11 protein-coding genes are annotated in these 12,497 nt (G+C 50.4%); 9 read left to right on the top strand and 2 right to left on the bottom strand.

All coding sequences use genetic code 11. From position 1 onward, the window contains the following. Positions 1–21 precede the first annotated feature (21 nt). The 8 genes from BN2591_RS21245 to cheW all read left to right on the top strand — a co-directional run bounded on the left by BN2591_RS21245 (position 22) and on the right by cheW (position 8,117). Complete coding sequence (locus BN2591_RS21245) at positions 22–1,683, top strand: methyl-accepting chemotaxis protein (RefSeq protein WP_086873760.1); 1,662 nt, start codon at positions 22–24, stop codon at positions 1,681–1,683. A gap of 129 nt (positions 1,684–1,812) precedes the next feature. Next, entirely contained in the window at positions 1,813–2,541 is a 729-nt protein-coding gene (locus BN2591_RS21250) for an RNA polymerase sigma factor FliA (protein WP_086873761.1), read from the top strand. A gap of 186 nt (positions 2,542–2,727) precedes the next feature. Then, positions 2,728–3,075, top strand: coding sequence for a flagellar transcriptional regulator FlhD (flhD, locus tag BN2591_RS21255; protein ID WP_086873762.1), 348 nt, complete (start codon positions 2,728–2,730; stop codon positions 3,073–3,075). Positions 3,076–3,089: 14 nt separating this feature from the next. Further along, positions 3,090–3,638 carry a flagellar transcriptional regulator FlhC gene (gene flhC / locus BN2591_RS21260; protein ID WP_086873763.1) on the top strand — a complete coding sequence of 183 codons (549 nt, stop codon included), beginning with the start codon at positions 3,090–3,092 and terminating at the stop codon, positions 3,636–3,638. 75 nt (positions 3,639–3,713) lie between these two features. Further along, positions 3,714–4,604 (top strand): flagellar motor stator protein MotA, encoded by an 891-nt coding sequence (gene motA / locus BN2591_RS21265; protein ID WP_086873764.1) that lies wholly within the window; start codon positions 3,714–3,716, stop codon positions 4,602–4,604. After that, a complete protein-coding gene (gene motB / locus BN2591_RS21270) occupies positions 4,601–5,557 on the top strand; it encodes a flagellar motor protein MotB (RefSeq protein WP_086873765.1) in 957 nt (318 codons plus the stop codon). Before motA ends, motB begins: the two co-directional genes overlap by 4 nt. Further along, on the top strand, positions 5,558–7,570 hold the full coding sequence (gene cheA / locus BN2591_RS21275) for a chemotaxis protein CheA (RefSeq protein WP_086873766.1): 2,013 nt from the start codon (positions 5,558–5,560) through the stop codon (positions 7,568–7,570). Between the two features lie 37 nt (positions 7,571–7,607). Beyond that, positions 7,608–8,117: a chemotaxis protein CheW gene (gene cheW, locus BN2591_RS21280; RefSeq protein WP_086873767.1), complete on the top strand. Its 510-nt coding sequence runs from the start codon at positions 7,608–7,610 to the stop codon at positions 8,115–8,117. 110 nt (positions 8,118–8,227) lie between these two features. Here cheW and BN2591_RS21285 read toward each other — a convergent pair whose 3' ends face one another. Further along, positions 8,228–8,980: a Thoeris anti-defense Tad2 family protein gene (locus tag BN2591_RS21285; protein WP_086873768.1), complete on the bottom strand. Its 753-nt coding sequence runs from the start codon at positions 8,978–8,980 to the stop codon at positions 8,228–8,230. 211 nt (positions 8,981–9,191) lie between these two features. Continuing rightward, positions 9,192–10,445: a FliC/FljB family flagellin gene (locus BN2591_RS21290; protein WP_086873769.1), complete on the bottom strand. Its 1,254-nt coding sequence runs from the start codon at positions 10,443–10,445 to the stop codon at positions 9,192–9,194. A gap of 539 nt (positions 10,446–10,984) precedes the next feature. On the opposite strand from BN2591_RS21290, the gene fliD reads away from it, so the two are divergent. Then, positions 10,985–12,463 (top strand): flagellar filament capping protein FliD, encoded by a 1,479-nt coding sequence (gene fliD / locus BN2591_RS21295; protein ID WP_086873770.1) that lies wholly within the window; start codon positions 10,985–10,987, stop codon positions 12,461–12,463. The last annotated feature ends 34 nt before the right edge of the window (positions 12,464–12,497 follow it).

Consider the following 12,497-nt stretch of genomic DNA (forward strand, 5'->3'; position numbering starts at 1 on the left):
CTCAATTAGTTAGGTTTCGTTATGTTTAAAGACTTAAAAATATCCACCGGGATTAATATCCTGTTTGGGTTGTTAATTGCTTGTATTATTTTGGTCTCTGCCTATGCGCTGGTAAGTAGCCGCTCGACGGCGGATAACTTCGGTGATGCGGTAATGACCAATGACAACATCGATATGCTGAATAGCGCGATTGTCGGCTTGACGGGGGGTATTGCTCAGGTTAACGGCGCGATGGTCGCGACCCTGATCAACCAGCCGGTAGAACAAACTGATATCGACAAAGCGAAGGAAATGCTCGCGAATGCGGAAAAGCAGATGGACAAATTTGTGTCCACGCCATTCCAGACCGAGGAAGAGCAGACGATTGCCGCCAATATTAAGAAGCGTTTTGATACGGTTCTGGCAAGTGCGCAGCGGAAAATTACCTTTATTAAAAACCCGACCGCCTATGATCGCGATATGATTGACGAAGCCAAAAACCGTATTGCGGTACAAGAGGCGGCTGAAGAGTATCTGACTTATGCCGAGCACCTGGTTACTGGTTTTAGCGAGGTATCGCACAGTGACACCCAGCGGATGACTTTCTTCGCGTTCTTTGCTCTGGCTCTGGCGATCATTAGCGCGGTGGGTTCTCGTATCTGGCTGAAACGCACTATCTTTAGCCGTCTGGAGCAGGCCGTTGTCTCCTTCCAGGCTATTGCTGGCGGCAACCTGAGCAACAAAATTGACGCCGGTGCGCAGAACGAAATCGGCCAAATGTTGCAGGAAGTGGAGCATATGCGCCAGTCGCTGACCGACACGGTGTACGGTATTCGTAATGGCGTGAAGCAGATTTACTCCAACGCCCAGGAAATCGCGACCAGCAACAACGATCTCTCTTCGCGTACTGAACAGCAGGCTTCCGCACTGCAGGAAACTGCGGCCAGCATGGAAGAGCTGAAAATCACGGTTCGTCAGAACGCCGATAACGCCCACAGCGCTCAGCAACTGGCAGAAAGCGCCAGCGCCAGCGCGCAGAAAGGCGGCGAAGTGATGACCAATCTTGATAAGATCATGACGGAAATTACGGTGAACTCCCGCCAAATTGCCGACATCAACAGCGTGATCGATAGCATTGCTAACCAGACCAACATCCTGGCGCTTAACGCGGCGGTTGAAGCGGCGCGTGCCGGTGAACAGGGGCGTGGTTTTGCGGTGGTTGCCGGTGAAGTGCGTAACCTGGCGAAACGCAGCGCCGATGCGGCGAAAGAGATCCGCCAATTGATCAACACCTGTGTCGCCAATATGAATATCGGTTCCCAGGAAGTGGAATTGGCCGGTTCTTCAATGCAGGAAATTGTGAAATCTGTTATTCAGGTAACCGACATTATGGCGGAAATTACCTCGGCATCGGATGAGCAAAGCACCGGTATTAACCAGATTGCGCAGGCCGTTAATGAAATGGATCTGGTCACGCAGCAGAATGCCAGCATGGTTGAGAATGCTGCGCGCACCGCAACCAGCGTGGAAGAACATGCCAGCGATCTGGAACAAATTGTCGCGCAGTTTGTTGTTAATGAAAGCCACGTATCGGTTGTGACCCGTGAACGAAATAACAGCGAGAAATTGCGCCCGGTTATTACCACTGCCAAGCGAGATTATGTTCCTGCCAAGAAAAGTGAAGGCGACTGGGAAACATTTTAATTCGCTGTGGGTTTCGTGGGGAAATAAAGTCACGATATGTTCCACTTTCCGATTGCTTATCATGCTATTTGAATTGGCGATAATCGATAATAATTTTAGTCAATTATTATCATCCCGGAAATTGTAATAGTGAATGGATTATATAGCCCTGACGGGTCAATTCAGAAAGACCAGTTGTGGACCAAATACGGTTATTTGGTTCGCTATGAAGCGTTAAAGATGCAGTCTAAATTATCGTCAAGTGTTGATATTGACGATCTTATTCAGGCTGGTGCTATTGCGCTTCTGGATGCAATCGAACAGTTTGACCCCAAAAAAGGGGTCAAACTCACGGTCTATATTGCACAGCGTTTACGTTGGGCCTTTATGGATGAATTACGCGAACACGACTGGGTGCCTCGCCGCGTGCGTCGTAAGACCCGCGAAGTTTCTTCTGCCATTATGCGCGTTGAGCAACGTGCCGGTGGCGTGGCAAGCGAGTCCGACATTGCTGCTGAATTAGGGATGTCATTGCAGGAATATCAGCAAGTATTATCCGAAACAAATACCAGCATGCTCTGTTCACTCGATGAGCTACAAGAATTACTGGCAGATGGTGTTGAGCTGTCAGAAATGGAACAGGATCATCTTGATCCGCTAAATGATGTTTTACTGGGCGATTTGACAAAGCAGATCAGTAAGGAGATCAGAGAACTTCCTGAGCGCGAGCAGATGCTACTCAATTTATATTATCAACAGGAGTTGAATATGAAGGAAGTCGGATCGCTGCTGGGTATTACCGAAACGCGCGTCAGCCAGTTGCATAGCCAAACGATCAAACGTTTACGTGCACGTCTGGAAGGAAGAGGCTGGGAATAATAAGGTATCAGGAAAATCTTGCTCCGATTAAATTTCGACCAGGCTGGCTTTCCTTATTAGGTTCATTATTTCCGTTTCACCTTGATTTCTTATACTAAAAAAATCGGCATTAAACTTGTTACATCTTGGTTACACAATAAAGGACGGTAATTGCATTATGGATTACCTTGTACAGGGGGAATTGTAATGAACGTAACAAACTTTAATGAGCCGACGCAGTGTATTCGGGATTTGAATCTTTCCTATTTGTTATTGGCGCAACGTCTTATTCACGAGGACCGCTTTACGGCAAAATTTCGCCTGGGATTAAGTGAGTCCACTATTGATATTGTGAAAGGTTTGACGTTTCCGCAGCTTATTAAACTTGCGTCAACCGGCCAGCTTATTTGTCGGTTACGCATAGATAACGAAACAGTGATTGACTGTTTGACCAAAGATTCCCGTATTGATGCTTTACAAAGTATCCATACCGGAATCATTTTATCCACTGATTTGCTTAATTCTCTTTCTGAGGACGAGCCTTCGAGATCCTGACAGCGGAGTTTGTGATGTGTGAAAAAAGCATAATGTCAGAAATCAGGGATGCGCAAATTGCCATGGAATTGATTTCTTTTGGCGCCAGGATGCAGGTTCTCGAAAGTGAAACCAATCTTAGCCGCAGAAGATTATTAAAACTGTATAAAGAACTCAAAGGCTGTTCGCCGCCGAAAGGCATGCTACCGTTTTCCACCGACTGGTATATGGCGTGGGAACAAAATATTCATTCGTCAATGTTTTATAACATTTATTGTTATCTGCAAAAGACGGAATCTGGTCGCCCCGTTGAGATTATGCTGAAGGGCTATCGCCTGTATCTGGAAAATAGTCTGAACGGTACAGAGAAAAAACCAGTTTTAGGTTTAACGCGCGCCTGGACGCTGCTGCGGTTTATTGACTGCGGCATGGTTAAACATACTGAGTGCAGCACGTGTGGCGGGCGTTTTATTACCACGCCGGAAAATACCAGCACCAATTTTACCTGCTGTTTGTGTTTTCCACCTTCGCGGGCAATAAAAAAAGCCACTCCTGATCTGGCGCGTTCTCATCGGCGGCAGTAACAGATGCTGCGGCATTTTCACCGCGCGGCCCGCTATGTTGTTGCGCCATGATTATTGAGTTATTAAGGAGTTGAAGTGTTAGTCATCATTGGCTATATCGTCGTTTTCGCGACTGTATTTGGCGGCTTTGCGCTCAGTGGCGGGAATCTAGCGTCACTGTTTCAGCCTACCGAGTTTTTAATTATCGGCGGGGCTGGCGTAGGGGCTTTTATTGTCGGAAATAACGGTAAAGCGATCCGGGCCACCTTAAAAGCGTTTCCTACTTTGTTTAAAGGTTCCCATTTCACTAAAGCGTTATATATGGATCTGCTGGCGATGATGTATCTGTTGCTGGCGAAAGGCCGCCAGAACGGTCTGGTATCGCTGGAAAACGATATTGAAGATCCGCAAAACAGCCCGATTTTCTCAGCCTATCCACGGCTGATGGCCGACAGTGAAATCATGAATTTCATCACCGATTATCTGCGCCTGATGGTGAGCGGTAATACCAACGCCTTTGAAATGGAAGCGTTGATGGATGAAGAGATTGAGACCTGCGAACACGAGCATGAAGTGCCGGCGCACAGCCTTAACGCTGTCGGCGACGGGTTGCCCGCATTTGGTATCGTGGCGGCGGTAATGGGGGTGGTTAACGCCCTGGCGGCGGCCGATCGTCCGGCAGCCGAACTGGGCGCGCTGATTGCCCACGCCATGGTCGGTACTTTCCTCGGTATTTTGATGGCATACGGCATGGTGCTGCCGCTGGCGACATTGCTGCGCCAGCGTAGCGCGGAACACCTGAAAATGCTCGAGTGCATTAAAACCATGCTGCTTTCCAGCATGAACGGTTATGCGCCGCAGATCGCCGTTGAATTTGGCCGTAAAACCCTCTTTTCCACGGAACGTCCCAGCTTCGCGGAACTGGAAGATCACGTTCGCGAAGTACGTACCTCAAGCGCGTCATCCTCTTCGGGTGAGTCGACATGAGTAAGAAGTCTGCCACTACCATTGTTGTCCGCAGATCCATCAATAAAAAGCATGGTTCACACGGCGGTTCCTGGAAAATCGCCTATGCGGACTTTATGACCGCAATGATGGCGTTTTTCCTGGTGATGTGGCTGCTCTCTTCTTCCAGCCCGGAGCAGCGCCAGCAGATCGCTGAATATTTCAAAATGCCGATGAAAACCACGCTGGCGCAGGGCGATAAAGCGAGCCTTAGCGACAGCGTGATCCCCGGCGGCGGCGAAGATGTCATCAAACAAGATGGCGAAGTTTTCAAACGAACGTTGCAGCAACTGGACGCGAAGAAGAGTGAAGTCAACCTGAAGCGGGCGAGAGAGAAGCTGGAAAGCCTGATCCAAATCGATCCACGGTTGAACAACTTCACCTCCAACCTGCGGCTTTCGCTGACCGATGATGGATTGCTGATTCAAATCACCGATAGCGCGGATCGCCCGATGTTCAAAATAGGCCGACCGACGCCCGAAAGTTACATGGTGAATATTCTGCAGGCGCTGGTGCCGGTGTTAAACGACATGCCGAACCGCATCATTGTCACCGGACACACGGATTCGCTGCCTTACGCCAACGGTGAACAGGGCTACAGCAACTGGGAGCTCTCTTCCGATCGTGCCAATGCGGCGCGGCGCATCCTGGCCGGTGCCGGGCTTGCGAGCAATAAATTTATCCGGGTGATCGGTACGGCGGACACCATGATGCAGGCCGGTTCCGATGCAGCCGATCCCATTAACCGCCGTATCAGTATCCTGGTGCTGAGCCAGCAGAAAGAGAAACAGATCATGCAAGAAGATGTGCTTTTGCGCGACACGCTGGTTTCAACCCCGGCAAGCCCGAGTGCATCAGCCACCGACGCGCCGCCGCAAAGCAGCCCGGTGGCAGTTGAACCTACGGTAAAAAGCGGTCCTGAGGAGAGTAAGTAAGTGGACATAAGCGATTTTTATCAGGCCTTTTTTGACGAGGCGGATGAGCTGATGGCGGATATGGAAAAGTATCTGCTGGAACTGGATCTCGACTCGCCGGACAGAGAAGTTCTGAATGCGATTTTTCGTGCCGCGCACTCAATAAAAGGCGGTGCGGGCACCTTTGGTTTCACTGTGTTACAGCAAACCATGCACATCCTGGAAAACCTGCTGGATGATGTACGCAGCGGTACGTTGACGATTACTGGCCCTATTCGCGATCTGTTTTTGGAGAGCAAAGATATTATGCAGGATCAACTGGATGCCTATAAAGCTTCCGCCGAGCCCGACGAAGAGACGTTCAACTATATCTGCAATGCACTGCGCCAGATTGCTCTCGACGGCACGGCTTCCGCTGCGGTTTCCACAGATATCGCCGCACCGGTTGCTGCCGACACAGTGGTTGAACAAGCAGTTGCGACACCGGCGGCGAAACCTGCCGAGGATGGCCAACGGCTGCGCATCGTGCTGAGCAAAATCAAAGAAGACGATCGCCAGCCGCTCATTGATGAAATGGGCAATTTAGGCCGCGTGAGCCAGTTGCAGACCGACAATGAGAGCCTGCAATTGACGCTGCACACCACGGTATCCCCGGACGATATTCTGGCGGTGTTGTGTTTTGTGCTCGAACCGGAACAGATTTCCATCGCCCCGGCCCCGGCCGAAGAAGAACCGGTTGCCACCTCCGGCGAAGCTGCGGCAGCAACGCCTGCGGCAGTGAACGCGGTAGCGGCACCGGCCGCACCGGCAGCGCGTGCGACACGCCCGGAAAATAACCGCCAGCGCCCGCAAGCGACAGAAGCCAGCAGCATTCGCGTGGCGGTCGAGAAGGTTGACCAGATAATCAACCAGGTGGGCGAGTTGATCATCACCCAGGCGATGCTCTCGCAGCTTTCCAGTGTGCTCGATTCCACCAATCACGACACGCTGATTAGCACCATTGCGCAGCTCGAACGTAACGCGCGCGACTTGCAGGAGTCGGTGATGTCGATTCGCATGATGCCAATGGAATATGTCTTTAGCCGCTTCCCGCGTCTGGTACATGACCTGGCCGGTAAGCTGAATAAAGAAGTGGAACTGACGCTGGTTGGCGGTTCTGCTGAGCTTGATAAACGTCTTATCGAACAGATTGTCGATCCGTTAACGCACCTGGTGCGTAACAGCCTCGATCACGGGATTGAACCGGTTGATGTGCGCCGCGCCAATGGTAAAGCCGACAAGGGGAATCTGGTGCTTTCGGCGGAACACCACGGCGGCAATATCATTATCGAAGTGACCGATGATGGTGCCGGGCTGAACCGCGAGAAGATCCTGGCGCGAGCGCAACTGCAGGGCATGACGATCAGCGACAACATGAGTGATGAAGATGTCTGGATGCTGATTTTCGCGCCGGGCTTCTCCACGGCGGAAAAAGTGACCGATGTCTCTGGTCGTGGCGTTGGTATGGACGTGGTGCGCCGTAACATTCAGGAAATGGGTGGGCATGTGACCATCCATTCCGAGCAGGGTCGCGGTTCGAAGATCCGCATCATTCTGCCGCTGACGCTGGCGATCCTCGATGGGATGTCCGTACGTGTGGGTTCAGAAATCTACGTTCTGCCGCTCGGCAGCATGATGGAATCGCTGATGCTTTCGGAAAACACCCTGCACCGGATGACCGGCGGCGAGCGCATGTTGCAGGTGCGCGAAGAGTATTTACCGCTTGTCGAGCTGGGCACGCTGTTTGGCATTCACGACGAGGATTACGACATCAGCGAAGGGATCGCCGTCATTGTGCAGAGCGCCGGTAGCCGTTACGCCTTGTTGGTGGATCAACTGATCGGCCAGCACCAGGTGGTGGTGAAAAATCTTGAGCAGAACTACCGCAAAATTCCGGGTATTTCGGCGGCGACCATCCTCGGCGACGGCAGCGTCGCGCTGATTCTGGATGTGGCGGTTCTAACGACGCTGGCAAAAAGCGCCAGGGCACACTGAGACAGAGCCTGACGTCAGTTTTTAAAAAGGTTAAGAAATGAATTTATCTAACACAAATAAGCAGTTAACCGGTGACAACACGGGTAATGAGTTCCTGGTGTTTCGCCTGGGCACCGAAGAGTACGGCATTGAGATCTTAAAAGTACAAGAGATCCGTGGTTATGATCGCGTCACCCGCATTGCCAACACACCTGCGTTTATTGCTGGTGTGACCAACCTGCGCGGTGTGATCGTGCCGATTGTCGATCTGCGTGTGAAATTTGAACTGGCTTCCGCTGAGTTTGACGACAACACAGTGGTGATTGTGCTGAGCCTCGACAGCGGCCGGGTGGTCGGGATTGTGGTTGACGGCGTTTCCGATGTGCTGGCGCTTAATGCCGAGCAGATCAAACCTGCGCCGGAATATACCGTTACGCTCTCGACACAATATTTGCTGGGTCTTGGCTCGCTCGATGAGCGCATGTTGATTCTGGTGGATATTGAAAAGCTGCTGAACAGTGAAGAGATGGAGCTGATTGAACGCGTGACCGAGACCTCGTTTAACTAATTTTGTTTTACTTTTTATACGCGCTGTACCTTACAGGCCTTTCCTGACGGAAAGGCTTTTTTTTGTTCACGCTAACCTGCGATAAACTTTTTTGCCTTTTCTCAACGTGATCACCAGTTGACATAAACCCGAATGGTTCTACCAACCTGGCTTTTCAGGTACTGGTGTACTTTGTAGACATCTTTGCTTGAATTGAAGTCATTAAATCTAAAGCGAACATAATCTCCCATCGAATGGGCAAAAATATAAGCCTGGAAGTCGTGAGACATATCAAAAACGACATCATCGGTTCTGACTTGTATGCCCGCAACACTAAGTTCGGCAAGCAATTGTTCATCGTTTTCAGGACTACCTGTGAAAAACATTGCGGTAAAAAGGCACGATGGAGAAATGTACTCAGGATGATATGAGGTTCCGAAACCCCAGATAGCGTTTAATAAATCAGGTGACTGAATTATAGTTGCATAACTTTTAGCGCCATAGTCCTCACCGTCAGTGTCCGTAGAGTTGATTTTTATAACCTCCATATCAAATATCAATTTCCAGTCGTTGCCAGGCTCACCAACCGCAGCAATACCCTGCCAGTCCGTCGCTTCCATATCCTCGTGCGTCGCAACCCAGGGAACAAAATCCTGTTGCGCATTGCATAACTCGATATTGGGCAAATAGTTAAATGGTGTGCCAACCGTAATACCCGCCGCCGCACGCCAGTCATTTTCAACCACCACCTGTTCTGTTAAGCCTGGATTTCTGACGAGGTACATACCCGCATCCTGCCACACGCTTCTGCTGACCCGGTTACCGGCCTGAAGCTGTAACATCGCCCATGCGAATGAACCTTCTGGTGCGGTTAAATCTGCCATCGCTGCTCTCCTTTAAACGGAATAGAAAAAAGATAGCCAGCGCGGGAATAATAGATAGATGAAGGTTCTGATAGCGCGTTTGTGTTAACGCAGTGCAGAACGGTGAATTACGGCTGGAAAGGTGTGTTAAATCGCAGGCAATAAAAAACCCGCCCAGGCGAATGGGCGGGTGGGTAAAAAGCAGGCCGGAGCCTGCCGGAAACACCAGAAATTAACGCAGCAGAGACAGGACGTTCTGCGGAACCTGGTTAGCCTGAGCAAGTACAGAGGTACCAGCAGACTGCAGGATGTTCGCACGGCTCATTTCAGAAACTTCAGAAGCGAAGTCCGCATCCAGGATACGAGAACGAGACTGAGACAGGTTGTTAACAGTGTTGTTCAGGTTGCTGATAACAGAAGCGAAACGGTTCTGTACCGCACCCAGACCGGAACGCAGTTCATCAACCTGAGACAGTGCTTCGTCGATTTTGGTCAGCGGATCGGTCGTTGCCTGAGCGGTGGAAACTGCTTTACCGACAGTAATATTACCCTGCAGGTCTGTTTCGGCTTTGGCCAGACCACCAGCAGAATCTTTAACATAGAAGTTACCTTCACCATCGGTCATCAGAGCGCTACCACCCGGCAGACCGGTAGTTGTAGCAGTCTGAGAAACGGTCACGGAAGAACCCGCTTTGTTGGCGCTCATGGTGACACCGGTGGTATTTGCTGCAGTGGTGGTGTCATAAGTCAGACCATCACCGTTGGTGTTCGCTTTTGCTTCGTAGTATTTACCATCATCACCAGAAACATAAGTTTTACCGTCGGAACCTTCAACAACGCCGGTAGCATTTACAGTCGGAGTGGTTTTGGAGTCAACAACGTTGCTCAGACCTTTGTCGACGGTTACGCTGATGTCAACGGTGGTAGAAGCGGTCAGAGAATTAACGTCAACACCGCTTGCAACGGTGAAGCCGTCCATACCCAGAGTGCTGGAATCCATTTTGTTCAGCTGGATATCGATAGTCTGGCCATCGTTAGAACCCACCTGGATAGACAGGCTCTGGTCTTCGCTCAGTACTTTCACGCCGTTGAATTCAGTCTGTTCAGAGATACGGTTGATTTCAGACAGACGCGCGTCGATTTCGTCCTGGATGGACTGACGGTCAGAATCAGAGTTGGTGCCGTTCTGCGCCTGTACAGACAGACGACGGATGTTCTGCAGGTTGTCGTTGATTTCGTTCAACGCGCCTTCAGTGGTCTGCGCGATGGAGATACCATCGTTGGCGTTACGGGAAGCCTGGCTCAGGCCGTTGATGTTCGCGGTGAAGCGGTTAGAGATTGCCTGACCTGCGGCATCGTCTTTTGCGCTGTTAATACGCAGACCAGAAGACAGACGCTCAATTGCAGTACCCAGAGAGCCCTGAGATTTATTCAGGTTGTTTTGGGCGACGAGGCTGAGGGCGTTAGTATTAATAACCTGGGACATGGGGTTTCCTTATACACAATTTACTATACAGAGTATGGTTATGCGTCATTTCGTTCGCATACTTAATAAATCGGCCTTTTAAAAAATGACTAAAATATTTTGCACGAAAAACTTTTTTATTTGCTGGCCGTTTTTTTTATTTTTAATGGGTTTTTAGCGCTATATCGTTGATATTTTATGCGCCTTTGCGGGTTAGGTTTTAAATTGCCAACAAAACCGCACGTATTTTGCGTAATAGCTTTTTATGATTTTTTTCTTCGAATTTTAATGGAGCGTGCTTTCTATATAAGGAAGGGTTTTCATTGAACGCAAAGCGATAAATTGCTGTCATTTTTGCGACTAATTATCAGCAATGCCTTTTTGCTTCTTTATGTACGGTGTTTGCCCTTTTGCAATCAGCTGTAATTAGTGAAAATAGCCGGTGCAAAGTGCCGCTTTCCTTTATTGTGCGGTAAGGGTAAAAAATTCATCTTTTATTTTCCCGCGCCGATAGCTTAATAGAGAACTACCGCAAACAGACATTTCCGACAGGAGAAGAAATGGCAATATCATCATTAGGGGTTGGTACTGGCGGGATTGATACGGCGTCGATGCTGGATCAGCTAAAAGCGGGCGAACAAACGCGCCTGACGCCGTACACCAACCTGAAAAAGAAATATGACTCGCAAATTTCGGCCTGGGGCCAGATTTCCAGTCTGCTGTCGAATCTGCAAAAAAGCGTCACCACTATGGGCGGCGACGCGTTTAGCAAAATGACCGTCAGCGCTAACGAAGCGTTTTCCGCTGTTGCGGGTTCCGGCGCGCAAGCCGATAGCCATTCGGTGACGATTTCGCAGTTAGCCGCCGCGCATAAACTGAAAACGCAGCCGCAAACCGATGCCGATACCGCGCTGGGTACCAGCACTTCAGGCGGCACGCGTACCATCACCATCACGCAGAACGATGGCAAGTCGATGGAAGTCGAACTGAAAGATGATGAAACGTCGCTGAACCAGATTGCAAAAGCCATCAATAAAGAGAAGGGCGATGTTACTGCTACGGTGCAGCGTACCGATGATGGTTATCAACTGGTGCTGAGCTCGAAAAAAACCGGTTCCGACGGGCAGATGAGCGTCAAAGTTGATGGCGATGCTTCGCTTGCCGGTGTGCTGGATACCTCAAACGGTGGTCAGCATATTGACGACCAGGGGCAGTTGGTTAACGACCCGGGTATGACAGACAACATGATCGCCGTTTCGGATGCGCAGGACGCGAAATTGCGCGTCGACGGTTCCGACTACACGCGTTCAACCAACAACATCAATGACATCATTGATGGCGTGACGCTGAACCTGAAAAAAGTGTCGGAAAACGGCGAATCTGAGCAACTCACCCTGACCAACGACACCTCGGCAATTAAAACCAGCCTGCAAGATTTTGTTAAGCAATACAACGCATTGCTGGATAAAACGTCATCTTCCAGTAAGTACGTTGCTGCCGATACGTCTGGTCTTGGCGATGAAGAAGTGGCCACGCAAAGCTCGCAAAGCGGCGCACTGATGGGCGATTCCACCCTGCGCGGGCTGGTGAGCGAAGTTCGCTCCGCCGTCAACGGCGTGTACGGCGATGCGGATGCCACCTACGCTTCGCTGGCGGATCTCGGTATCTCCATTGATGCGCAGACCGGCCAGATGACGCTGAACGAAGATACGCTGGATGAAGCGATTGCCGATAACCCGGAACAAATCGCCAATATGTTTTCCGGTCGTGGCGCGAATGAAGGGCTGGCGACGTCGCTGGGTTCCATCCTCACTGAGTACCTTGGGGATTCGAAAACCAAAACCGACGGCATCATCGACACCGCCACCGAGAGCCTGGAAAACCAGTCGAAAATAGCGCAAACGCAGATCGACAAAACCCAGAAGCTGATTGACGCGCAGGTTGAACGTTATCGCGTCGAGTTCCAGAACCTGGATACCGTGATGTCGAACATGAACAACATGAGCAGCCAGTTAAGCTCGCTGCTTGCTACTCTTTAATTTTTTGTTATCAGCAGGCCTTCGCGGGCCTGCT

Origin of the sequence: Kosakonia pseudosacchari, from assembly GCF_900184035.1 — a bacterium.
Lineage (GTDB): Bacteria > Pseudomonadota > Gammaproteobacteria > Enterobacterales > Enterobacteriaceae > Kosakonia > Kosakonia pseudosacchari.